A 23,139-nucleotide genomic window follows, 5' to 3' on the forward strand; every position below is an offset into this window, starting at 1 on the left:
TCCTATTTGAGAATCCCACAACTGAAGTCGCAAGCCTGAATCCTTACGGATTAACGAGTGAGATTTTTGAATGACTAAACACTCGCAGTCCATTTCTGTTTTAAACAGCCTTGAAAATAAGAGCATTTCATTGTCCATTCTAAGCCGGACAAAATAAGTCCTTAAGTTAATTGACTATTACCATCAATCACAGTTGCGTAGCGAATAATCACCATTCCAACGATATCATGATGTTTCTCAAACCCACATTTACAATTGTATTTTCTGTCTTACTTATGGATATTTCTAAGGATTTAACTTGTATAAGTAGGGTTCACATATTCAAGCTTAATACCAACTAATGTCGTTTTATACTCAATAAAATTAATAATTTCACAGCTTACTTTGTCGTCTATATTTTTTATCTATCTTTGTTCCTTATCATCATATCGGCGAATAGCATACAATCTCTTACTTTCTCCTATTATATACAGAGTACCACAAACCCTTCAATTTTTAATCGTATCCTGTATATAATCTCACTATCACCCCATCCCTAAATTCAATGGGTTTTCTCGTTCGGAGATGGCTGTAATTTTGATTTAGATAAATGTTCAATTTCTTGACGAAATTCATCAATCAATTCTCTTCTGTATTCTTTAGACCTCTGATTAGTTTTTACCATCTTCCATAAAAAAGAAGCTATATTCATTTTGTTTTTTCATACCTTTTATTCTACTATCTTTATTAAATTCCCTTACAAAATTGTTCCATTGATACGTTCTTTCCTCAGGATAATCTATTCTTGTATTCTTCTTTCTTTTCTTCCCTTCTTCATAGAACTTTATTAAATCCTTTACTGACATATCAAAATCGCCTTTACGCTCTGCTTCTCGTAATGCCACTGCCACGTCTTTAGAAAATGAAAAATTCGGAACATTATAGTAATTCACAAAGAATTCTCTAGCCTTTTGATTAAATTTAAATCCCTCAGGAATTAATTTAGTTTCTAAAGTAATTTCATTGGATTCTATGCTTTTTCTCATATTAGCATTCTGTTGACGAGAATCAACTACTGACTTTCCTTATAAGAATTCTTTAATCTTTCTTTCTAATTCCGCTTTCGTTTCATAAAAAAATATATTACATTCTAAATATATTTTTTTAGTTCCTCCTTATACCAATAATGTTGAGTGAATTCTTGAATTGACATTCTTTTATCAACTGCAGGTCTATCCACTTAATCCCCTCCTAAAAAAGTTTATGTATGATTAAATTTTTATTGCGACTCCCACGACTAAATTGCAATACTATCCACTTCTTTTAGCCAAACAAACTCTTTCTTCATAGCAGGAAGTTTGGCAAAGTATGTACTATATGTCAAACTTTTCCCTGTTTCTTTGAATACGTGTGATCCCATAGAGATAGGAAATGATTGAATACAAGACGAGAACAACCAATCGTTTTATTAATTAGAGTTGCTTGTGATTGATTTGGATAGATACGAAATTTATATGCATTATTAATCATCATTCCTTTCACCTCCATTTCAGCATACATCTATCATCCAACAAACATATATTCGATCGATATTGAAGTAACACTTTATGTATGTTGAACAATTAAGATGGCTTATTGCTCCCTCTTGTCCGAAGCCAATTCATCTCCCACCTACTCACTGGGCTTGTGATCCTTCACGCTCCTGAAGGAAGGAGTCTTCTTGGCTAAAATGATAAAATTAAAAACATCCTCTTAAAATTATAACCACGCTTATTACCAACTACTTGATCTGATTTACATTTCCTACAAACAATCCGTCTTGTTACCCTTTCTTTTTGTACTGTCATGTTCAATCATCCTTATAAACTTTAAATTTCAATAAATCAATTATAAAATATATGAACCACAATAAGATACAGATATTATCAAAATAAGAAAAAAAACCTAAAAGCCAAGTTCTTTTTCTTATTCTCCAATGTAAACTTTTTATTATTAGTTTACATTCATTTACCCTTAAATATTTACTTCTCACCGAATCCCCTGATATCCTCAATTTATATAATAAAAGTATACATTCAAAACACTGTAAATAAAGAGGTCGAAAATCGATGAACAAAAAACCACATCTCATTGATGTCCAACCCATCCGTAGCAAAGAACAAATCGAAGATATGAAATGGGCTCTCAAACGTCATTATTCCGAACGAGACTATATTCTACTTCTTATCGGCATCCATACTGGATTACGCGTGAGTGATCTACTCCAACTCGAAACACAAACCATAATAAAATTAAAACGGAAAAAGAGAAAAGAATTCAAAATCAAAGAAGGAAAAACAAAGAAAGAACGCATGATTAATCTTACTTCCATTTTTGATGAGGTATACTCTTATGCTCAAAATCTAGATAATACCTGGTTATTTCCTTCTCGAAAAGGAGACAAACCCATTAGTAAGATCCAGGCTTATCGAAAATTGCAAAAAGCCGGAGATTTTGCCGGTATAGAGTCCATCGGAACTCACACCATGCGCAAAACCTTCGGCTATTGGTTCTATAAACAAACAAAAGATGTAGCGATGTTACAAGAAATACTTAATCATGGCACACCACAAATTACCCTTAAATATATTGGAATCAATAAAGAAGAAAGAGACAATATTTTAGATACATTTTATATCTAATTTAATTATTACAAAATAAAAAAGCTAGAAAAACTAGCTTTTTTATTTAAAACTAACTAAATATAATTTTATATCACTAGTTAGTCGTTTCTTTTTTACGACCTAATATCGGATATAAATGAGTTTTAATTCGTTTTAAATAATAATAAGTTATCCCCATAAGTGTAAAAGTTTGTAATGTGAAATGAGAAATATATTTATAAATAGCTGGATAAGCATTAGAAAATTGTTTTAAAGCTTCTGGATCTGCAATATTCATTACCATCATAATAGCAACTTGTGCTAAAGACATTACTACCAAAATAAAAACAAGATAGCCAAACATATGCAATCTATCTAAAGGCCCATTATTTTTATTATTAAATTTTTTAAATTCTTCTGGTTTCGGAAAAATACCAAGAACCCCATCAACAAATGCAAGAAATGCTATTGCTAATAACATAATAATTATTGAAACATTAAATATAGAAAATACAGCTGTACCAATAAAAGAACTAATACCAATTTCCTTATAATCCGGTAACACTGACTGAGTAATTTCATCTTTTGTTTTTGCCAGAGAAGTCCTTGCTTCAAACGGAAATAATCCCATTAATACAGCACCAACCCTTCTCCATAAATTCTTATTAGATTCAATAATCATCTCATCTTCATCAATAAATGTTAAGGATATCTTTTGAAAATCGGAATCTCCATAATATCCAACTTTTACAATTCTTTTTTTCTTCATCTTTTGTTTTTTACTAGTTTCATAATTATTACTAGATTGGGGAGAAAAATCATAACTATCATCTATTATTATAGCTTCCATCTAAACTTCCTCCTTTTTAATCATTAGAGGATGTCTACTTAACAAATTTTCCTTATAATAAATATTAAAATAATAAGTACCTAAATCTTTAGCCGGAAAATTTTTCATTTTAAATAGATATACAACAGGAGAAATATTACTTTTACTTACCTTCACTGCCCCTTTTTTTATAACTCTTTCTTTATGATCAGGAGTCGTAAAAGAAATGTCAAATTCCACTTCTTTTCCTTCAGAAACACCATCAATTCCTAAAACTAAGTAAAAAGATTCTTCTATTTTACTTGGTACAACATTCACCTTTAAAATATCAAAAAAATCAAAACAAGAAATGCTATTAGAATTATCAACCTCAACATTCTTACATAAAAAGATATAGCGTAATTTAATATCCATGACAAAAACCTTCCTAATCCTACATTAATATATACTTTTTACCATTATATAATAAAGATCTAAAAAAGTCTCTTCAGATCTTTTGAAAAAACCTTAAATTCATATAAACAATTAATTAGTCTTTAAACAAACCTAAAAACCCTTTCCGTTTTTGTTTCTGATTTTGTCTCTATATATCCCTAATACTTTCAAGCAATAACTGATCTCTTTTTTCTAACCTTTTCTCTATAAAGACTTCTAATTCACCATTCTTCTTCTCTACTTCAATTAATTTTCTCTCACTATTAACTAAATGTTCTTTTGTAGTAACTAATTCATTCGTAATCTCTTGTAATTTTTGAACTAATGCTTGATTAAACTGATTTTGTAATTGCTGGTTTTCTAATACTTCATCCAATTTCTTTTCTAATTCTGACTTTTCTTCTTTGGAAACAAATAAATCAAGTTCTCCATTCCGCCATGCCCTAACTTGATCGTAAGACCATTTTTGTATATGTATTTTTTCTTTTATTAGTTTTAATTCTTCAATATTTTCTTTAGAGTACCTACGATGTTCTCCCTGAATTCGCTCTGTTTGTATATTAAATTCGTTTGACCATACTTTTAATAGATCGGGAGTAACTTCTAAACTATCAGCAACAATTTTCGGTGTGTACATTTCTGATTTTAGTTCCTCCTAAAAAACGAATTGATTCCGAAATACATATCGATTTCAAAATTAGATACTCATTACTTCTAGATAACAACATCAAAATCTTTTTTCTATATACAAGATTTTATGAAAAAAAAGAATAGTAGGGATCCCTAGAATCCCTACTATATCAACCATGTATAAAATCTTATATATAAGATAAATAGACATACAGACAAGAAACCTTGAAAACAAACGGATTCTATCCAAATCCTTGCTACCAATAATAGGACGTTATGTTAACCAACCATGAATATTCTATTCATTATTTTTTTGCTATAAGGAAAATGGTACAGTTGCTTTGATTTTATAAAAATATTAAAACTATTAATAAATTATTTTTATATCAGAATCGATATTGGTAATATTTTCATTTATAAACTAATAATACATATATAGATTGACCTTATTTATACTCTGATTACATAACCCTTTGTAGGAGGAATTCAAATGCCAAACTTAGTTGGAACTTCTAATGATCCAAATGTGGCTAGCGTTTTCGGTAGTAATGAAGCAAAAACACCGCCCACTATCGGAGGAGGAGCCGGTTCTGGTGTATTCGGTTTGACTGTAAGCCCTGGTGCAGCTGGAGTGTTTGGAGCAAATAACAGTAATAAAGGTGTAGGTGTACAAGGTAACGGGCCGGAGGCAGGAATTAGTGGATTTAGTGAAAATGGCGCCGGTATTCGCGCACATAGCAATACTGCTAATGCTGTTGAAGCCTTCGCACATAGAGAAACGGGTGTTGGAATTTTAGCCATGAATTCTGGAAATATAAAACCAGGAGATACAATACACCAGGGCCATGGAATCCTTAGTGTAACGACTGTTCCAGGAGCTGCTGGAGTATTTGGTGCTAACAACCATGAGTCCGATGGTACAGGAGTTCAAGGTAATGGACCGAAGGCAGGAATAGCAGGATGGAGTCCAAATGGTAATGGTGTTTTAGCCCTAAGTAATAATATTGGTATTGTTGCCCAAGGTGGTCAGCTTGCTGGACGATTTGTAGGGGATATCGAAGTAACCGGAGATGTTCGCTTAGTTAATGCAGACTGCGCTGAGGATTTCGACATATTAGAATCAGAACATGTTGAGCCCGGAACTGTCATGGTAATCGATGAAACGGGTGCTCTACAAGAAAGTCGAATATCCTACGATAAAAGAGTAGCAGGGGTTATCTCCGGTGCAGGTAATTATAAACCTGGAATTATCTTGGATAAACAACAATCACAAAAAAAACGGTTACCTATAGGCCTCCTTGGCAAAGTTTATTGTAAAGTGGACGCACAATATGGAGCAATTGAGGTTGGTGATTTGTTAACAACTTCCGAAACTCCTGGTCATGCTATGAAAGCTGTAGATACACAGAAAGTGTTCGGTACAGTAATAGGTAAGGCCTTAAGTGGTATCTCCAATGGAACTGGACTTATTCCAATTCTGATTGCTTTGCAATAAACAAATTAAGACTTCTTTTTTGGGAGGTACTTTTATGGGTTATGGTATCGATGAACCTCCTGCAATTCGAGCTGATTCGTTCCCTGCAACACTAAGCGGACCAAGTGGATTTCGTATCCTGATCTTAACGTTTGTTGCATGGGATGTGATTAAATTTACTGCGTCGACTACAGGAGAGCCAGATCGGAAACTTGAAATTGGGTCTGGTACAACTCAGACAGAATTTCTATTTACTCCTACCAAGTCAGGTGTAACTTACACATTTACCTGTCAGGGCTGTGCTAAAGCGTTTGATGGAAGCACTGAATTCTGCTCACCAGTGTCAAGACCGATAACCGTTGTTGCTGCAATTAATACAAGAAGCTTCAGACAATTTTTAAAAACTAGTGGCGTTAATCTTCACAATGAGGTTAGTTTACGCGCTCTTGTTACCGATTCCTTAATCAGCCTTAGAACTTTGATGGGGTTAGGAGGATAAAACTACAATGTTCAGTTTAAGATCAACATTAGCTACACGACATTTACCACCAGGATATAATATCAGTAAAGGTATAGGTACACTTTGTGGACCAAGACCGATTAGCATTACCAACTTACAAAACTTACCACCAGAATCTATAACCTTTAATATCCCAGAAATAATCGGTGAACTATTACTTGGTGACATATATGGTCAAGGAACATTAACTCTGCAAAGTAATGGTATGTGGTCTTTAAAAGGGCACATACATAATGGGAATTGGATTGGTCAAAGCTATCGATTTGGAGCTTTACTCGATTTTATTGATCCAACAGGTGTTGCCTATTATTTTTATCATGACGGAAATGTTGCTGCGCATGATGATAATGATTATCTTACTGTAGGTTACAAAAAAGAAATTGCTGATTATTGGGAACAAATAAAAAAATCCAAAATTTATCCGAAACTTCACTCTAGTACTGAATCCCTTGATGCTTTTCTTAAAACACTTTCTGTTTTAGTTCCATTAGGTGTATTAATTCTGGCTCTTACTTCAGGTGCAAGAACCGAAAATGATCCGAGACATAAATGCGTAAAAATTTCTACAGGTCCACCATATGAAGAAGATCCTTATTGCTATTGGACTGATTAAAATACCTAAACAAAATTATTCCAAAAAATAAAAATTCAAAAGACAACAAATAAATATTACATATTCGACTTATATTCTTATCTGTTAATCTGAAATATCGCCTATTCAACTTAAACATGTACTCAAGGAAACTGCTCGTGATGTAATAAAAAGAAACTCTGGTCCAAAAACAGGGGGAAATGAGGCAACTGAGGGAGTAGATTTAGCTACTGGTTATGGCCTGGCCGATACTTATGCAGCTATATTAAAAGTACGTTCACAATATCACTAAATATAAAAATAACACAATAAAAACCTATACTTTTCTAGCTTAAGGCTGATTGAAAAACTATATTTCATCACTACTATAAATCCATCGGAATATAGTAAACTATATTCCGATTTTAATGTTAATTAATAAGCAATAATGCACCATTCTTCTCTATTTACCTATTATTATATTTTTTATAATTTATTATGATATAGATATTGATTTAAAGTGTTTTGTTCAAATTATTCAATTGAGATTTTTTAGGTGTTCAAGATGGTTATTTATCATCCTTTTCTAAATTAACAAAATTTTCAAATATAAGAGACACATATTTTAAGATTCATTGTATAATAAAATCAACCCGTGGTTATAGTGTTTGCTCCGATTCAAATTATGAGATAGTTTTTTTAACTTTTTTACATTATCTAAAAAGAACTTGTAGGGATTCCTACAAGTTCTTTTTGTTTTTCTGCTTAAATAGTACAGAATCTTTTAACTGTTCATTTTTCATAAAAATAGCGAATGCTTTTTGATCTACCTAATTAATTTATATCAGGACTTTATTATTAATTATCAATTTTTTTATAAATGATCAGACTTTGTTTTAAATCATCAATCATTATTTCAAACCAACACTAGTATCAAATTTTAAATATTATCTTGGCTTAACATTAATAGTTACTAATGAATTGCTTTTTATAATTTCACCATTCCCATAAAAAAACAGGTCCTTATGTACTTTAGCATAAGGGCCTGTTTTACAAATATAAGTAATTAATAGATTATGTTTTATCATACTAAGTATACTCGTACATATAGCCATATATAAGAGTTTAATGGACTCTCTTTATTTAAATATGTCCTTCTTTTTTTAGATTGTTTTTAGTCTCATTTACTCGATCTTCAATTTCTTGTAGGGCTTCATTATATTCATTTATTCCTGCTATTTTTTTAATCATTTCTTTGTTTTCCTTTGAAATAACAAAATTATCAATCACAATAATTTTGTTATCGTTTATGATATTTCCATAATCATCAAATGAAATACTTACATTAAAATCAGCGTCATTTTTAAAACCAGGATTGAGTTTTACAGGAACAAAGGATGAACCATTGCCATTTTTTTGTTTAATATAAACAACATAGTATTTATTTTCTTTAACCGGAATCGAGCTTGTATTTGAACTTTTTTCTTGTTGATAACTTTTTTCATTATTTGTATTAGTTACTTCTTCTTTTTTTTCTAAAAAGAAGAAGTAAAAGTAAGCTCCTAAAGATAGCAGGAGGATAATAATTAAAAAGCTAACCGTTATCTTTTTATTATTCACCCATTTAATCTCCTTTTTCAACATTATTTTTCTATAAGTATCTGTTTCGTAATATTATATTCTTTTATGCTTAAAATAATACTGATTAATATTATGTCGAAAATTGTAAGTCCTATGATTGTTTTTACAAGTAATAAAGTGTTACTTGTATTAAAAAAGCAAATCGCAAACGTAAAATTCCAAAATACCAATATTACCAAGTAAGCGAGATAATGTTTCTCGAAAAAGTTATAACCAAAAATCCATTGTAATGCTAAGGATTTTTTGTTCATTTCTAAATAATACATAGAAGAGAAAAATAGTAAAACAGCTGCCAAGATTACAAATAGACTACAATAAATTGTGGCTAATTGTAGCAATTCTTTGTTATTTGCTATCTTTAATTCCACATTAGAATAAGCTACAGAAATAGGTTGCCAAACCTTATCAAAATTATGCTTCTTTAAAGTATCTTGTGTTACTTTGAAAGGATTTTCACGATCGCTATTTTTAGTATAATAACCATATCCCATAGAAATGCTAGTTGCCAAAATGCGTGAATCAAATTTACTATTTACTATTATAGCAATTGGATCAGTTATTTCATAGTTATTCTTTTCTGCCATATTTGTAGAGAAGGTAAAGTAAGATTGATTATTTTTAACATATAAAATATTCACTTTGGGAGGGATAGAATCTGTTTCATTATATATACCTTTATAATCTTTTGCTATAGTACTTTTAATATCATTTTCGTATTTCTTAAATTTTTTTGGTACAATGACAGTTATTTCATTAGAATTAGGGTCATCTGAAATTTCCACCCGTTTATTATCAACTCCAATAATCGGATTTACAGATAGATAATTTTTGTTAATTTCAACTTTCTTTCCATCCATTCCCCAAGGGTTTGAGCCTATAGGAATTCCAGAACTAGCCATATAGTAAGCAGATGGAGAAATATAAAAAGCCCCCTGTGACTCTAGTTCTGTATATAATAATTGAAACTGTCGCTTTTCTTCCTCATTTTGAGACTTTAATAGTCCTGGTTCAGATTCTGAGATTACTCCTAAATAAGAATAGTCTTTTAATAGAGACCATTTTTTTTCTTTATCCACAGTACTTTTAAGTCCAAGAAAAGAACTAATTCCTTGTTGTAATCCCAATGTAAGAAAAATAGCTAATACAAACCGAATAATAATATTTACATAAAACAATAGTTTTATAGGTTTTTTATTTTTAATCATTTGAGAAATATTTATGGTTTTGGTCCCTAACCATGTAACGATAAATATTAGTAAGATAATTAAAATTAGTGGAGTTGTATTGTTTAACCAAAAATATAGAAAAGGGAACAATTGTTGGAACCCGTTATAAAAATATAAGTATACTAATAGCCCTGAAATTCCTATAGATAATGAACTTAGGAAAACTATAATATACTTCCTAAATAAAAAAGCCCCAATTTGCCAGAAATTATATCCTAATAAATATCTAACTGCTATTTCTTTATAGTTATTAATCACATCATATAACATTGCAAGTGCTATTAATAAACATAATATTAATGATGCTTTGTACATCATATCTTGATAAGGATATTGGGTAATTGAACTTTGAGCTTCCTCTTTTGAAATTTTTACAATAAATCCATATTCAGATGCTATATCTTTTAATTTTTCTGCGTTTTCTTTTCCATTTAAAGTATATGTACCTTTGATGTCCTTTGTTTTTTCAGCGGCAATCATTGGACGAATTTCTATTGGGTCAAAACTATGAAAAATTTCAAGTTGACCTACTTGATGATTGTTATGAGTTTTTATTGTTGACATAAAATCATTTTGATCGCTATTTATATTTAAAAATTTACCAGCCTTTAATTTTAATCCCTCAAAGTATTTATCATTTTCAAAAAAGGCCACATAATATACTGTCTTATCTTTGTTATTTTTATCCTTTTCATAAGATATTCTTTGGAAGTTTACGTTCGCCTGTTTTGCCATCTTTTCTAATAAACGAAAGTTTTCAAATTTGCTTTTTTGAGAATCCCCATTTTCCACCATTAGATTCCATTTTTCACCTGTACTATCATTATTAAAAGATTGAAATTGAATATATTCAAATTGTTTTATAGATAAAAAACTTATAACTATAAAAGTGGTTATAAAGAGAAGAAAAATTAATTTTTTCATAACTATTCCTCCCTTATAATTCTATTGTTCTTGAAAAGAATTTAGTTAAATCTTTGTCATGAGTCACCATAATAATTGTTTTTCCCTGTTTATGTAATTTCTGAAACAAGGATACAATAATATCTCGGTTCTCACTATCCAATGATCCAGTTGGTTCATCTGCTAAAATTAAAGAAGGATCTTTAAGTAGCAATCTAGCGATTGCAACACGTTGCTGTTCTCCACCACTCAGGGTATGTACTATTTCCTTTTCATAATCAACAAGACCTACTTCTTTTAATACTAAAGATATAGCATCATGTTTTTGTTTTTTCTTCAATTTTTTATGTTTGAGAGCAATTTCTAAATTTTCATTTACTGTTGCGTTATCTATTAAAGCGTAGTTTTGAAAGATAAAACCTAAGTGATCTCTTAATAAAAGTCGTTTTATTTTTCTTTTATGTATTTCTTTACCCATTATTTTTACAATACCTGAATCAGCTTCTTCTAAAGTACCCATTATATTTAAAAGAGTCGTTTTCCCCTGACCACTTTTTCCGACGATACCAATGAACTCGCCTGATTTTACTTCTAAGCTAAAATCTTTAAAAATAGTTTTTCTATTAAATGCCTTGCACATATTTATTATTTCAATCATATATTTATCACCTTTTCAAAGCAAAAAGGGATTTATTAATATATATAAATCCCTTTTGGCAACTAGTATTATAGAACGTGCTTATTATAACTAACAGCGTATGGTCCGTTAAAATCTAAATTTAACATCGACCAACCTCCAGGATTTGCAACTGGTCCATAGTAAGTTACACCGTTTTTGGTAATTGTACCATAGTGTTTTAACGAAGAATGTAAATAATGGTTATACCACTGCATTTTTGATTGATTATATCCATAATCCCATGTTTCTGCAGCTTTTGCTGTTATTGGTACAACAGAACCTACTGCTAGTAATCCCAATAAAGCAAATGTAATTGCTTTTTTCTTCATGCATATCTCCCTCTCTTTTGTTAATATATTACATGGATAATTATACCATAAAGATTCTAAAAAACAACAATATTCTAAAAATTTCTCATGTAAGACTATTATGATTTGTATTTATGGAGAGGAGTATAGATAGTAATAGATTGCTAGAAAAAATATATTTTAGTCTAAACATTTGGCGGGTAAAATCTTTGTTATTTTAGAAAGTTAAATTACTTAAGTCAATCAGATCCTTATTTTCTTTTTTATTTAATTTATTAGTAAGATTTATTCATTTTTCTCTTTCTAAAAGTAACTTTTTTAATGATTCTTTAATTTTTAACTTTTCGTATTCAGTGCATGGTTTTTCTTCTACTTCTGTGACAAGTGGATAAACTTGTAGCAATAATTCATAAATATCTTTCATTTACTATTCAACTCCTATATATTTTATCTTTAAACCGCCATTATACATTTCTCTTACTTTGCATAACAAAAAAAATTATCTCATTGAATAACCATATAGAGATAAATTTTTCATTTAGTAGGACTCCTTGATGAGTATATTTGATAACCTAATTAGGTGCAAAATGGATTGGGTATATTCTCTATTTATCTTATTGATTCCTATGTATCTTAATGTGATTTTTGATGTAATACGATTTAATATTGTATTTCCACCTATTGTAGCACATCCAATGTGAATGAAATATAAGTTTTACAAAACATACAAAATATAAAACTCAAAAAACCATTGATATCAGTACGTATGTATGAAACCAATGGTTTTGTAGGATATCTATCATTCCATTTTACAAATTATAAAAAGGTATGAACTTAGCTTACTTTTAAAGATGAACCTTCCTAATAAAAAATCACATATTATCAAACTATACACCCAAATGTAATTATTTATTAATGGAGTTATCTATTTCATTTAACAGAATTAGTATCTCTTTTACCACATGGCGATCAAATTCTTGTTCTCTATCTTCATCATGTGTTCCTTTATTTAAATAATTCCATTCTAATGAATGCATATTATTTTTTGCTAAAATAGTATTTAATAATGGAGATATTTCATTAAATTTTTCTATTTTATCCTTAGAAAGTTGTTTATTAAGTGCTTGAACAATACTCATTAGTTCTGGGGGTTTCCCAGGAGAACGCATTGAAACAGAAAGGTTAATATTATAATGTTTGGCAAGTCGTTTCCAAATTGTGTTGGTTAGATTTTCTAGAGCTCTTCTACTATTTGCTAAACATTCTCAGACTTGACCTTCATCCAATCTTTTTTGTGCAAGGATTAGATAATTTCTAGGCTGATCTAATTTAATTACAATCTTTTTTGATTCATCGGTTTTAAGAAAATCTATCCGTGTAACGGTTTTATTGTATTTAGCTTTAGGTATGTTGTTTTCTAATTGCTTCAAAAATTCCTCACCATGGGTAGTAATGATAAGTTGTTTTTCTTTAATATCATCATCACCTAAAATAGTTTCAATCACCCCTTTTCTGTGTTCATCATCAATAGCATTTACTACATCATCAAAGATCAAAATAGGCAAACCATCTTGAACATTTTTAGCTAGTAATATTGAAAGACCTAAACATCTTATATGCCCTTCACTTAGAACATGTAATGCATCCAGATCTTTTCCATCCTTGTACTGAATTGTAATTTTTTCACCAGCACTATCTGGTAGTTTTAGTTTTTTTAGAAAATCACATGGATGATCATACCTGTTGATGGCATTATAAAAGTCCAATGCCTTTTTATTCAATTGTGCAGTTAATTTTGCTGGTAACTGTTGATTATATTCATCCAAGCGTTTTTTTAGAGATAAATAAGCTTTATTATATTTTTGATTACGCTCCATTATCAACTTTTCTTGTTTTACTTTTTCTATGAGCTCTTTATTTTCTTCATCAAATTTTTTAATTGCTATTATTGCTTGTTCTTTATCTTTTTCAATGGATAAAAGACACCTTTGAACTTTACAAGAGACAAAAAAAGAAGAGGGATTTCTTCCCTCTTCACCAATAAAATCGAACATATTTACAATTAAGGAAGGGCATACATCCATCAAAAGATGAAAGGAACAATAATAGTTCACCTAGTGAATTATAACACAAAAACACTCCCATTAATAGATAATATTAACATTTATGGAATAGTTGTGACAGAATTGTTAAACATCTTAATATTAAAAGGCTTTATATGTATATAAATAGAAAACGGATATTGTAGGGATAAAATATAAGGGGGATATATGATGTTTACAAAAAAACAAAAATTAGTAACAGCCGTAACAACCTTAACATTAGGATGTGGATTTACTTTCGGATTAACACCAGCTTTTGCAGATTCCAATAAGTCGTCGGTAAGCACTACACCAATTCATTCTATTCAGAACCAAGAACAAGAACCTTTTACTGGATATGTTATTTCAGTAGATAATCATTACTTAGTAGTTGCCGCTACTTCTACAAAGGACGAAGCACTTGCTTATCAAGATGATTGGTGGGAATTAGTTTCTCAGAATAAGATTTTAAGAGTTCCTATCTCAAGTGGTGAAGACTACACAATAGGTGATAAATTAAACGTATATGCAGTTGGTTGGACTGCATCATTACCGCCAATTGCTGTAATGCCTACAATTGAAAAAGTAACTCAGTAGATAATGTATAGCATGATCAGGGCATCATTCTTAGAATGATGCCCTTTATTTTACCAACGTTTCCCCTTTTAATAACTTTGTCTATTGTTAGATAAGAAAATGGTTGCAGTAAGTAACTCCCACAACCTTTATTTAATAATTGATCTACTCCTTACAAAAGAATACTGAATATAATAATAGAAAAAATCCAATCCCAAATAAAATACCCCCTAATATTTGGAAAACATTCATATAATTATTTAATATAATATTATATGTCGATGTTTCTACATCACCGCCTAAACTTTGCACCCAAGAATGAGTAAGGTTATTTGCAAAGTCCAAACTCTTCACAAGAAGTATAATGCCGATTAATACGATAAATGTTAAAACCACATTACGTATTTTTATATTCTTCAAACAATTACCCCCTTTCCTACCATATTATCAAACTATGAAAAAAGAATCCTTAATTTCAAGGATTCTTTTTCTTAACATTAAATTAACGATATGTCACAAAACATATTCCAACAGGTCTTAACGCTGTCCCGTTTCCAACTTTTTTATCACCAAACCATCCAGACTCCCATACATCAAAACGATAACCAGTATATTCTGCATAAGCTCTAATCTCAGCATATCTTCCATTTGTATCAATTGTATTACTTTGAGTTACAGAATACTCAGCTGATACATTAAATCCTACTCCTGCCGAAACCACACTTGCACTTACACCTACACTTGCATTCCATGAAGCAGCAATTTTTGAAGAAAAACTTAATGTTAAAGAACCTGAATTACCACTTACTTTTTTTAATACAGAACTTCCACAAGCTGAAGTAGCTGTTTTATTTTTAAGATAATATGAAGCTGGTGCTAAACTTTGCGAGTAATTATTTTGATTATTTTCGTTTGATAGAGACCTTACAAAAGTAAGTTCAGCTGGTATAAGATTAGATGGTTTTTCAAAATCATTCTCTTCTATATATTTTTTAACAATGTCTTGGTTTGTAATTTTAATAGTTTCAGTATTATTCTCCAACGATACAGTCCTCTCAAACTCTTCAACAGAAACACTGTCCAATAGCTTATCACAACTATTAACATGAGTAGGTGCTAAAGGCTCTGAAGAGCTTTCTGCAAAACTTACTGAGGATGTCTGCAAAATAAAAATTACACATACTAACGACGACACAAACTTAAAAAGAAAATCTCTTTTTTTCTTCACATAACCACCCCTTATGTAAAATTTTAACATAAATTAACCATACCTTTTATGGATATATTTGTAAACTTATTTAATTTTATAAAGTTTTAACAGAATTTTCCGTTAATTAACAATTTCATTCTTATTATTCATCTGCATAGTTTATCAATATTATAGTAGAATAGCATTTGAGAATCTCCCTAACAATATAAATCCCCCCTTCTCCAATTCCCCTGAAGCTAAGCAATTCGTACATCCTTACTGCTCTTTTGTTTTTATCGTCACCTTTTCAAATCATCTTCATATGTTGTATATAGATATCTCCTTTCAAATTGCAATGATGCCTCTTTCAAGTCCTAATGTACGCCTTACAAAGAGCACTTTTGAAAAGTGCTCTTTGTACTTTCTAATACACTCACTCGATAATAAAGTAATTTTAATGTATGAATTGTAACGATTTGCACACACTATAATTGGAAGGCTTGAATCATTGTCATTGCAAAATGTTCAGCGCTTCCGCTCCTTAAGAGAACAGTCTACGCAACTGTTCTCTTTTCCTTTTTTTACAAATATAACAAGGACAAGCATAGTTAACTATGCTGCGATCAATTGCATTGCAACATTCTCAACGTTCCCTCAACAATTTCTCAATATTTTTCATGGACAATAGCACACTTCCTCAACGTCATTAATATCTTAATATTAAATACTGAAGGAGGTGCTAGAAAATGACTTGGTTCATTATTTTAGGATTTATGCTTATTTTAAGTATAGGCGGCTTTCATACACATAGTATCCATATCATTTTCAAAATAGATTCAGATACAAAAGCTATGCCAAGTTGGTCTTTCGTTAATAAAATAAACTTCCAAACATTTAAAGGATTGTTAAAAAAAACAAACAGGAATAAACTCAAAAGCCTTACCATAGGAGAGCTGTTTATCCCTTTAAGTCTATTCAATAAATTATTTGGAAAAACATTAATTTTTCTAATCCTATTCTTCTATTCTCAATTCTTAAACTAAATATAATATGAGATGAGTAAAAGAATAGCAGTTGCCAACCATAACAAACAACAGACCGCCTATTACAGACGGTCTGTTTTAAAACAAATTGACTATATCGACAGAATAAAGATATCTTAATTATTCAGAATATTCTTATTATTCATGAAAAAAATCGTAGTTAAATATAAACTATCTATTTCCTGTTATTATCAGATTAAGCCTTTACAGAGAAAAGGGGGATATTATGACTGTTCAAGAAAAAAGTAATATGCAACTGATGGAATTATTAAATGAATGGTATGAAAAAATTCGTTTATATCATGTAAAAGAAGCAAAACAAACATATCTACAAGTAAAGGAAAGTTTAAAAGTAATAGAAACTGATCCATATTTATCATTTTATTACTCACTACTGGATTTCAGATATAAAGTCTTGGTAGATGGAGTGAGTATTACAAAAGATTCCTTTAAGAATATAGAAAAACTCCCTAATATCGAAGAGGATTTTTTATTTTTAGCTTATTATTATCATTTCTTTAAGGCAATCCACTTTACAATTATAGCAAATTATACTGAAGCAAAAACACACTATGAAAAGGCGGAAGAGCTTTTAATTGATATGCCTGATGAAGTAGAAAAGGCCGAGTTTGAGTATAGATTTTCAACTTACTGTTATCAATCTTATCAACCATTTGAAGCGATTCAACATGTAGTAAAAGCCAAAAAAATATATTTGAACCATGTAGGATATGAAATTAATACTGCTTTATGCGACAATGTATATGGTTTAGCCTGTATAGATCTAAGAGAATTTGAAAAAGCGGAAGAATGTCTCAATACGGTTATTGATGTTTTTAATAAGCATGATGAGGAACATTTATTATTAAGAGCACGTTACAATTTGGGCTGGTTATATAATATTCAAGATTTATATCCATTGGCGATCCGACAGAGTTCTGAAATTATAAATAAAATACCGCATCATTTTAAAGCATTATTTGTCTTAGCAAGAGCATATTATAAATTAGAAGGCATTGAAACAGCTAAAGCATATATCAAGCAAGGAATAAACTATACGAATGAAGCAGGAAATGAGGAATATAAGCACCGTTTCGCAGTTTTAAATGAACTACTTGCAGAATTACCTAGAATTAAACTAGAAAAAGTAGTTACAGATGCAATTTCTTATTTTGAAAAAGAAGAAATGTGGGATTGTGTAAAAGAATATGCAGAGATTTTAGCAATTCAATTTTATGAGACAGATAACCATGTTAAGGCGAGCAAATATTTCTACATTAGCAGTAATGCTGGTAAGAAACATTTGAAAAAAGGAGCGTTAAAGTAATGAAAAAAATAAAAAAAATTGTATTAAGTATGGTAGTAATAGGTGCATTAGCATATAGCATGAATAGTTTACATGCACCTCAACAATCTTCTACTAATGGTGGAGATACACCCGCACCAACAATACCTAGTGTCTCTGTAGAAGTATCTATTGATTGACGTCATACATTTTTCTCGCTTTAAAAAATCAGAAAATTCAACCTTTTAACAGATGAATATTGAATCCCTAGTCCGAAACAGTTTTGTTTCGGGCTATTCACATTACTATACTTGTACGTAGGAAGATATACTAAAAGCAGACGAGATTTTCTATACTTGAACTCCCCCCACTCACTTCGCGTTCCTTGAGGAAGGAGTCTTCTTGGCTAAAATGATAAAATACGAGCATCCTATCACCAAATATGGGATGCTCGTATATATACTTCTAGTTAATAAGATTTAAATCTACTTCTTAGAAAAATCATAATTCTATAATCATTTATTATGCTTACAATGTATTAGCTAGATTACAAGATCGCAAAATGATACCCACCCTTTGGATACCTAAAGGCGATGGGCTTTCTCGTTCGGAAAGGACTGTAATCTCTTCTCTTTTTGAACTAAGGCCTTTAACTTTTTCAAATAATCGATTTCCATACGTAAACATTCATTTTCATCTTTTAATGCCTCTATAATCCCTTCAATAGCTGCATTATCTAACTTTGAGCTTGTTTTTTCCATAGCTGGACCCCCTTTCTTCTTTTTATGTAGGAATTCCACGACCTTTAAATCATATATTTCCCTTCATCTACGAACTATTCCAATAAATTCTTTAACACAAACAATTAATTTATTTCATTTGTTTTTATTTTCTTTCTCAAAATTTCAGATATATCTTTTGAAAAATCTACTGTATTCCTCCCATATCTATCTCCCCTAAATGAATCGTAATACATATTATACCCAACACATTTATAAGCTTTAATCGTATTTTTAACAAAACCTACTTAATTTTAAACAGATATTACACTTTATTCTGTCAACTCCTCCTATATTGATAAATATAAAACATCTAATATATTTGACATTTCAATGACTTATGACAGGAAAATATATACATTAAATTAAACCTAATGTATCTTTGATTTGTAAGTCGTAGTTAGTTGGCCAACTTTCAATACACTTTAATAATTAAAAATAAGGGGGATTTAAAATGAATCAAGTATTAAGGAAAAGTAAGAAAAAAATGATGTATCTAGTCGGTTCACTTCTAATTTCTCTATCAATGTTTTCAACTACAAGTTTTGCAGCTACAGAAGGTGCTGTAAAAAGTGTTACAAATGGCAACTATACCGGTATTGCAGCTGATATAAATCTACCAAAATCAGTTGTTGTCAAAGATGGATATGTGAATTGGTATTTAGGTATTGGAGCATCTAAAGTTGAAGGCGGTATTTCAAAAACATCAAGTGGATATAAAGTATTTCTTAATTCAGGATATAATGAATCCGGTCAAAACAGTAAGTATTGGAACACACAATATGATACATCAATTAAAGATGGTGATCGAGTAAACCTTAAAATAATTAATAACGGAAATGGTACGGTTACTATGTATGTAAATGGAAGCCCTAGATATGCAAATCAGCCTGTATATGGCTCATTTTCTCAATACGAACCAGTAAAAATGGTTCAGGGCGTGGAAGATACTGGACGTAATTCTTTTAGCCAGGCCAGCTTTTCAAACGTACTTCTAAGAACAGATACATCTGGATCTACCTACAAAAGTTGGAACGGTTCAATTTCTTCCTCATTTTCTAAACACGGTACTTATAGTAACAATTTCACAGTTTATTCTCAAGTACCCTTAAGCGCAAGTTTACGCTAAAGAGGTTATGTGCATAATAATGGTTTTGTAAAAAAAGTAGTTGCACTTTGCAGCTACTTTTCTATATGGATTAAATTATAATAAATATAGAAGCAAAAATAAATTACATCTTTCATACTTTAGCTTCTTTGAATTCAATAACATCTGATCAAAGTTCCTCTTGTAGTAGCTAAAACATGTTTTACTATTAATGATGCTACTCTCCTCATTGAAACTTTAATTCCATCTCATTAATTTATCATATTAGCCAAGAAGACTCCTTCTTCAAGGAATGCGAAGTGAGTAGGTGGGAGATGAATTGGCTAAAATGATAAAACCTGTTTGGTAAAAAATCCCTTCACAATTTGTGAAGGGGTCAGTATACATTGAAAGGGTGCTTCCATTTTAATATGTAAAAGAAAAGACTGGTATTGATAAAATTAACCTTTTTGTTTTTAAAGTTTTTAATTCACTATAAATAAATTATTAGGATTAAATTCATCCTATACAGAGTTTTTGTATTCTTCACTATATATGATAAATCATAATTTTGAGTGTAAACTGTTGCATCCAACATTTTATAATCTTCTATATTCATTAATATAGAAACCCTAATTACAGGAAAAAGGAAAGAATGTTGGTGGCTCCTCCCTTTTTGCTTATTTTTTAACGATCTAATGTTTTATTCTATAGTCCAAACTATTTTTATTAATGAAACCTACTGAAATTCAAATATACACAGCTTGAGTTAGCAAACAAGAAATAAACACTTCATTATTATTTCTGCTATATTTAGAGGGACTCTTTTCTAATACAACAAGAAAGCCAAAAAGAACTTGTAGTGATTACTACAAGTTCTTTTTGGTTTAAAGCAAATATATGTGATACATAGAATATCTCATTATTTATAGCGTGGAAAACATATTGATAAGATTTAATTTCATTTTATAACAACTTCTAATATTTATTATTTTAAATTTACGCTATTTAAGAAGTGAAGATAATATATTATTTCTCTTCCTTAAAAGTAATAATTATTTATTTTGTACAAACAATTTAAAACAATATCTATATCACAATAAACTATGAAAATTGTAAGTATAGATAAAGAAATGAAAAAATTAACGTTTTACAACGAATGTATATACACCATTTAAATCTCCATTAGATTTGTAAGCTGCTACTTGGGCTGTCCCTTCCCCTATAGTTGTGACCTTATTTCCGGAAAGAGAAACTACGTTGCTTCCATATAGAATGCTAAAACGTGAACCAGTCATATAGTAAGTACTATTAAGACCTAATGAAACAGTAGTGTCTCTTGGTTGAACAAAGTTTGATACTTCATTTTTGACCATTGCTGGTTTTTCAGCTGCAAGTACACCTCCAGCACCAGATAACATAATACCAGTAGATACAGCTCCTATTACTAATTTCTTCAACATAAAAATCCCTCCTATTAAATAATCAGAACCTTTATTCATTTCCGAAGGTTCTGATTAGAATTATACAATATAATCCAATATAATTATTTAAATATGCAATTTTACATATGTTAAAATTTTGTGACTAACCTTTGATCATCTATGTTTTAGTTAAGTTAGGAGATAGTTAAGGAAAGGATGATGTTATTTCTATTAGTTCTTTAAAGTCATAAAAGTTTATTAGTAGTTTAGCTGTCCTTCTATTATTTTAATAGTTTATTAATCCATTAATGATTGAGGAGGTTGTTATATGAAATTTTTAAAATGTACTTTTATTTTCTTTATTTTATTGTCAATGATCCAATTCGTAGATTTAGTCCATGCCGAACAGGATGGAGAAAACTATTATACAATTTTATTAAAAGAGGATGGGAACTATAAAAGTGCAGAAGAATTAATTAGTAAATATAATGGAGAAATTTTATATTCTGTTAAGGAAATTGGGGTTTTGCAGGTAAAAGTAAAAGAGAAGGATATGAAAAAAATCAGTCATAGCTCTATTATTAAAAATTTTAGCAACTCAGTAAGGGTTAGTGATAAACAACCAATTTATGATAAAAATATTGGCGAGTTAAGTAATAGTAAATGGGATTATCAATGGGATATGAAAAAAATTACTAATGATGGTGAAAGTTATAAAATATTTTCTGGAACCAAAAATGTAACTGTTGGAATTATAGATTCAGGTTTGGATCAGGAACATCCAGATTTAAAAAATAATATCGTTTTTGGTTCTAAAAATTTAGTTCCAAGAAATGGACTAAGAGGAAGAGAACCGAATGAAACTGGAAATATGCATGACACTAATGACATTTTGGGCCATGGTACCAGTGTTGCTGGACAAATCGCTGCAAATGGACTGTTAAAAGGGGTTGCTCCAGGAATAGGTATTAAATCGTATAGAGTATTTGGTGGATTAGGAGGCGAGTCAATTTGGATAATGAAGGGTATTGTAGAAGCAGCAAAAGATGATGTTGATGTTATAAATTTAAGTTTAGGAACATATTTGTTGGATGGAACATATTTATTAAATGGAGAGAAATATGTAGGAGATATTGCGGAAATTGAAGGTTATAAAAGAGCTATTAATTATGCTAAAAGCCTCGGGAGTGTTACTGTTGCGGCCAGCGGTAATGATGGTTTAAATGTAAAGGATAATAATCAAATGAATGAATTTTTTAAAATGAATTTAGACTCTAAGGATATAATTTTTGAAGGGAATGTATTGGATATTCCTGCAAGTATACCAGACGTAGTCACTGTATCTTCAACAGGACCATCAAATGAAATTTCAGTTTTCTCCAACTTTGGAGAAGGATTTACAAATATAACGGCTCCAGGTGGTGATTTAAGATTATTAAGTCAATATGGTCCGGAAACTTGGATTAAGGACAAACTTTTTGAAAAGGAACATATTATGAGTACTACTATAGGAGGTTCGTACTCTTTTAAATTCGGAACTTCGCTTGCAGCTCCTAAAGTTTCGGCGACATTAGCCTTAATAATTGATAAATATGGTTTTAAAGATAAACCATATGAAGCGGTTCAATTCCTTTACAAGAATGGTGTAGATAAGCAAGATAACAATACAAACTTTAAGCCAAAAAGTCTAAATGTTTACAGAGCAGTAACAAAATAATTATGCGTTTAGAAAATGGATAATTAAATAGTCATTTTTAAATTATGTGATAAATTTTATTTTACTCTTGCTATAACTTGAAGAGTACAATGTAGGAAAAGGAAAAAGAACTTGTAGAGTC

The 23,139-nt window shown here is 30.2% G+C and carries 25 protein-coding genes and 2 pseudogenes; 10 read left to right on the forward strand and 17 right to left on the reverse strand.

Annotation, left to right across the window (positions count from 1 at the left end):
* Positions 1 to 161: 161 nt before the first annotated feature.
* The 3 genes and pseudogenes from DN407_RS32465 to DN407_RS29235 form a co-directional block, all read right to left on the reverse strand.
* A pseudogene (locus DN407_RS32465) lies at positions 162 to 464 on the reverse strand (zinc ribbon domain-containing protein); the annotation flags it as partial.
* Positions 465 to 650: 186 nt separating this feature from the next.
* The gene (locus tag DN407_RS29230; protein WP_149217003.1) at positions 651 to 1,025 is read right to left on the reverse strand and encodes a hypothetical protein; all 375 of its coding nucleotides are present in this window, start codon (positions 1,023 to 1,025) and stop codon (positions 651 to 653) included.
* Positions 1,026 to 1,279: 254 nt separating this feature from the next.
* Positions 1,280 to 1,512 (reverse strand): annotated as a pseudogene (locus DN407_RS29235) (helix-turn-helix domain-containing protein); the annotation flags it as partial.
* 575 nt (positions 1,513 to 2,087) lie between these two features.
* Here DN407_RS29235 and DN407_RS29245 point away from each other — a divergent pair.
* The gene (locus DN407_RS29245; RefSeq protein WP_149217004.1) at positions 2,088 to 2,660 is read left to right on the forward strand and encodes a tyrosine-type recombinase/integrase; all 573 of its coding nucleotides are present in this window, start codon (positions 2,088 to 2,090) and stop codon (positions 2,658 to 2,660) included.
* Between the two features lie 76 nt (positions 2,661 to 2,736).
* Here the strand turns inward: DN407_RS29245 and DN407_RS29250 are convergent, their stop codons facing one another.
* From DN407_RS29250 to DN407_RS29260, 3 genes are all read right to left on the reverse strand, one after another.
* Entirely contained in the window at positions 2,737 to 3,471 is a 735-nt protein-coding gene (locus tag DN407_RS29250; RefSeq protein ID WP_149217005.1) for a hypothetical protein, read from the reverse strand.
* Positions 3,472 to 3,864 (reverse strand): DUF6941 family protein, encoded by a 393-nt coding sequence (locus DN407_RS29255; RefSeq protein WP_149217006.1) that lies wholly within the window; start codon positions 3,862 to 3,864, stop codon positions 3,472 to 3,474.
* A gap of 169 nt (positions 3,865 to 4,033) precedes the next feature.
* Positions 4,034 to 4,522 (reverse strand): MerR family transcriptional regulator, encoded by a 489-nt coding sequence (locus DN407_RS29260; RefSeq protein ID WP_149217007.1) that lies wholly within the window; start codon positions 4,520 to 4,522, stop codon positions 4,034 to 4,036.
* Between the two features lie 483 nt (positions 4,523 to 5,005).
* Between DN407_RS29260 and DN407_RS29265 the strand changes: the two genes are divergently transcribed.
* Genes DN407_RS29265 through DN407_RS29275 form a run of 3 tightly spaced genes read left to right on the forward strand, consistent with a single transcriptional unit; the run spans position 5,006 to position 7,122 of the window.
* Positions 5,006 to 6,010, forward strand: a complete 1,005-nt coding sequence (locus DN407_RS29265; RefSeq protein WP_149217008.1) for a hypothetical protein — start codon at positions 5,006 to 5,008, stop codon at positions 6,008 to 6,010.
* A gap of 34 nt (positions 6,011 to 6,044) precedes the next feature.
* A complete protein-coding gene (locus tag DN407_RS29270; RefSeq protein WP_149217009.1) occupies positions 6,045 to 6,488 on the forward strand; it encodes a hypothetical protein in 444 nt (147 codons plus the stop codon).
* A gap of 7 nt (positions 6,489 to 6,495) precedes the next feature.
* Positions 6,496 to 7,122, forward strand: a complete 627-nt coding sequence (locus DN407_RS29275; protein WP_149217010.1) for a hypothetical protein — start codon at positions 6,496 to 6,498, stop codon at positions 7,120 to 7,122.
* 1,101 nt (positions 7,123 to 8,223) lie between these two features.
* On the opposite strand, the gene DN407_RS29280 is transcribed toward DN407_RS29275, so the two are convergent.
* The 7 genes from DN407_RS29280 to DN407_RS29305 form a co-directional block, all read right to left on the reverse strand.
* Entirely contained in the window at positions 8,224 to 8,700 is a 477-nt protein-coding gene (locus DN407_RS29280; protein ID WP_061884971.1) for a hypothetical protein, read from the reverse strand.
* 23 nt (positions 8,701 to 8,723) lie between these two features.
* Positions 8,724 to 10,871 carry an FtsX-like permease family protein gene (locus DN407_RS29285; RefSeq protein WP_149217011.1) on the reverse strand — a complete coding sequence of 716 codons (2,148 nt, stop codon included), beginning with the start codon at positions 10,869 to 10,871 and terminating at the stop codon, positions 8,724 to 8,726.
* 13 nt (positions 10,872 to 10,884) lie between these two features.
* A complete protein-coding gene (locus tag DN407_RS29290) occupies positions 10,885 to 11,508 on the reverse strand; it encodes an ABC transporter ATP-binding protein (RefSeq protein WP_149217012.1) in 624 nt (207 codons plus the stop codon).
* Positions 11,509 to 11,576: 68 nt separating this feature from the next.
* On the reverse strand, positions 11,577 to 11,858 hold the full coding sequence (locus DN407_RS29295) for a lactococcin 972 family bacteriocin (RefSeq protein WP_061884968.1): 282 nt from the start codon (positions 11,856 to 11,858) through the stop codon (positions 11,577 to 11,579).
* 268 nt (positions 11,859 to 12,126) lie between these two features.
* A complete protein-coding gene (locus tag DN407_RS32470) occupies positions 12,127 to 12,261 on the reverse strand; it encodes a hypothetical protein (RefSeq protein ID WP_255446532.1) in 135 nt (44 codons plus the stop codon).
* 481 nt (positions 12,262 to 12,742) lie between these two features.
* Positions 12,743 to 12,976: a hypothetical protein gene (locus tag DN407_RS29300; protein WP_149217013.1), complete on the reverse strand. Its 234-nt coding sequence runs from the start codon at positions 12,974 to 12,976 to the stop codon at positions 12,743 to 12,745.
* Positions 12,977 to 13,102: 126 nt separating this feature from the next.
* Positions 13,103 to 13,891 carry an AAA family ATPase gene (locus DN407_RS29305; protein WP_179955828.1) on the reverse strand — a complete coding sequence of 263 codons (789 nt, stop codon included), beginning with the start codon at positions 13,889 to 13,891 and terminating at the stop codon, positions 13,103 to 13,105.
* Between the two features lie 219 nt (positions 13,892 to 14,110).
* Between DN407_RS29305 and DN407_RS29310 the strand changes: the two genes are divergently transcribed.
* Positions 14,111 to 14,515: a DUF3221 domain-containing protein gene (locus DN407_RS29310; protein WP_149217015.1), complete on the forward strand. Its 405-nt coding sequence runs from the start codon at positions 14,111 to 14,113 to the stop codon at positions 14,513 to 14,515.
* Between the two features lie 144 nt (positions 14,516 to 14,659).
* Here DN407_RS29310 and DN407_RS29315 read toward each other — a convergent pair whose 3' ends face one another.
* A complete protein-coding gene (locus DN407_RS29315) occupies positions 14,660 to 14,914 on the reverse strand; it encodes a hypothetical protein (RefSeq protein WP_149217016.1) in 255 nt (84 codons plus the stop codon).
* 82 nt (positions 14,915 to 14,996) lie between these two features.
* The gene (locus DN407_RS32475) at positions 14,997 to 15,722 is read right to left on the reverse strand and encodes a hypothetical protein (RefSeq protein ID WP_242292874.1); all 726 of its coding nucleotides are present in this window, start codon (positions 15,720 to 15,722) and stop codon (positions 14,997 to 14,999) included.
* Positions 15,723 to 16,429: 707 nt separating this feature from the next.
* On the opposite strand from DN407_RS32475, the gene DN407_RS29330 reads away from it, so the two are divergent.
* The 3 genes from DN407_RS29330 to DN407_RS29340 all read left to right on the forward strand — a co-directional run bounded on the left by DN407_RS29330 (position 16,430) and on the right by DN407_RS29340 (position 18,211).
* Entirely contained in the window at positions 16,430 to 16,726 is a 297-nt protein-coding gene (locus DN407_RS29330; RefSeq protein ID WP_149217017.1) for a hypothetical protein, read from the forward strand.
* A gap of 226 nt (positions 16,727 to 16,952) precedes the next feature.
* On the forward strand, positions 16,953 to 18,053 hold the full coding sequence (locus DN407_RS29335; protein ID WP_149217018.1) for a response regulator aspartate phosphatase: 1,101 nt from the start codon (positions 16,953 to 16,955) through the stop codon (positions 18,051 to 18,053).
* A complete protein-coding gene (locus DN407_RS29340; protein WP_149217019.1) occupies positions 18,053 to 18,211 on the forward strand; it encodes a Phr family secreted Rap phosphatase inhibitor in 159 nt (52 codons plus the stop codon). Before DN407_RS29335 ends, DN407_RS29340 begins: the two co-directional genes overlap by 1 nt.
* Positions 18,212 to 18,595: 384 nt before the next feature.
* On the opposite strand, the gene DN407_RS31855 is transcribed toward DN407_RS29340, so the two are convergent.
* The gene (locus DN407_RS31855; protein ID WP_179955829.1) at positions 18,596 to 18,772 is read right to left on the reverse strand and encodes a hypothetical protein; all 177 of its coding nucleotides are present in this window, start codon (positions 18,770 to 18,772) and stop codon (positions 18,596 to 18,598) included.
* Positions 18,773 to 19,244: 472 nt separating this feature from the next.
* On the opposite strand from DN407_RS31855, the gene DN407_RS29345 reads away from it, so the two are divergent.
* Positions 19,245 to 19,919 carry a hypothetical protein gene (locus DN407_RS29345; protein WP_149217020.1) on the forward strand — a complete coding sequence of 225 codons (675 nt, stop codon included), beginning with the start codon at positions 19,245 to 19,247 and terminating at the stop codon, positions 19,917 to 19,919.
* Positions 19,920 to 21,019: 1,100 nt separating this feature from the next.
* Here DN407_RS29345 and DN407_RS29350 read toward each other — a convergent pair.
* Positions 21,020 to 21,340, reverse strand: coding sequence for a BLB8/JUQZ-1 family protein (locus tag DN407_RS29350; RefSeq protein WP_149217021.1), 321 nt, complete (start codon positions 21,338 to 21,340; stop codon positions 21,020 to 21,022).
* Between the two features lie 289 nt (positions 21,341 to 21,629).
* On the opposite strand from DN407_RS29350, the gene DN407_RS29355 reads away from it, so the two are divergent.
* Entirely contained in the window at positions 21,630 to 23,018 is a 1,389-nt protein-coding gene (locus DN407_RS29355; protein ID WP_149217022.1) for a S8 family peptidase, read from the forward strand.
* Positions 23,019 to 23,139 lie beyond the last annotated feature (121 nt).

Source organism: Bacillus sp. JAS24-2, from assembly GCF_008274905.1.
In the GTDB taxonomy this organism is placed as follows: domain Bacteria; phylum Bacillota; class Bacilli; order Bacillales; family Bacillaceae_G; genus Bacillus_A; species Bacillus_A cereus.

Bases quoted from the DNA above. Each gene is read 5' to 3' on its own strand.
- DN407_RS29265 (WP_149217008.1), top strand. From the start codon at position 5,006: ATGCCAAACTTAGTTGGAACTTCTAATGATCCAAATGTGGCTAGCGTT.
- DN407_RS29295 (WP_061884968.1), bottom strand. From the start codon at position 11,858: ATGAAGAAAAAAGCAATTACATTTGCTTTATTGGGATTACTAGCAGTA.
- DN407_RS29260 (WP_149217007.1), bottom strand. From the start codon at position 4,522: ATGTACACACCGAAAATTGTTGCTGATAGTTTAGAAGTTACTCCCGAT.
- DN407_RS29290 (WP_149217012.1), bottom strand. From the start codon at position 11,508: ATGATTGAAATAATAAATATGTGCAAGGCATTTAATAGAAAAACTATT.
- DN407_RS29285 (WP_149217011.1), bottom strand. From the start codon at position 10,871: ATGAAAAAATTAATTTTTCTTCTCTTTATAACCACTTTTATAGTTATA.
- DN407_RS29255 (WP_149217006.1), bottom strand. From the start codon at position 3,864: ATGGATATTAAATTACGCTATATCTTTTTATGTAAGAATGTTGAGGTT.
- DN407_RS29230 (WP_149217003.1), bottom strand. From the start codon at position 1,025: ATGAGAAAAAGCATAGAATCCAATGAAATTACTTTAGAAACTAAATTA.
- DN407_RS29250 (WP_149217005.1), bottom strand. From the start codon at position 3,471: ATGGAAGCTATAATAATAGATGATAGTTATGATTTTTCTCCCCAATCT.
- DN407_RS29350 (WP_149217021.1), bottom strand. From the start codon at position 21,340: ATGTTGAAGAAATTAGTAATAGGAGCTGTATCTACTGGTATTATGTTA.
- DN407_RS29330 (WP_149217017.1), top strand. From the start codon at position 16,430: ATGACTTGGTTCATTATTTTAGGATTTATGCTTATTTTAAGTATAGGC.
- DN407_RS29340 (WP_149217019.1), top strand. From the start codon at position 18,053: ATGAAAAAAATAAAAAAAATTGTATTAAGTATGGTAGTAATAGGTGCA.
- DN407_RS29345 (WP_149217020.1), top strand. From the start codon at position 19,245: ATGAATCAAGTATTAAGGAAAAGTAAGAAAAAAATGATGTATCTAGTC.
- DN407_RS31855 (WP_179955829.1), bottom strand. From the start codon at position 18,772: ATGGAAAAAACAAGCTCAAAGTTAGATAATGCAGCTATTGAAGGGATT.
- DN407_RS29310 (WP_149217015.1), top strand. From the start codon at position 14,111: ATGTTTACAAAAAAACAAAAATTAGTAACAGCCGTAACAACCTTAACA.
- DN407_RS29275 (WP_149217010.1), top strand. From the start codon at position 6,496: ATGTTCAGTTTAAGATCAACATTAGCTACACGACATTTACCACCAGGA.
- DN407_RS29305 (WP_179955828.1), bottom strand. From the start codon at position 13,891: ATGTTCGATTTTATTGGTGAAGAGGGAAGAAATCCCTCTTCTTTTTTT.
- DN407_RS29270 (WP_149217009.1), top strand. From the start codon at position 6,045: ATGGGTTATGGTATCGATGAACCTCCTGCAATTCGAGCTGATTCGTTC.
- DN407_RS29335 (WP_149217018.1), top strand. From the start codon at position 16,953: ATGACTGTTCAAGAAAAAAGTAATATGCAACTGATGGAATTATTAAAT.
- DN407_RS32470 (WP_255446532.1), bottom strand. From the start codon at position 12,261: ATGAAAGATATTTATGAATTATTGCTACAAGTTTATCCACTTGTCACA.
- DN407_RS29300 (WP_149217013.1), bottom strand. From the start codon at position 12,976: ATGAGTATTGTTCAAGCACTTAATAAACAACTTTCTAAGGATAAAATA.
- DN407_RS29245 (WP_149217004.1), top strand. From the start codon at position 2,088: ATGAACAAAAAACCACATCTCATTGATGTCCAACCCATCCGTAGCAAA.
- DN407_RS29355 (WP_149217022.1), top strand. From the start codon at position 21,630: ATGAAATTTTTAAAATGTACTTTTATTTTCTTTATTTTATTGTCAATG.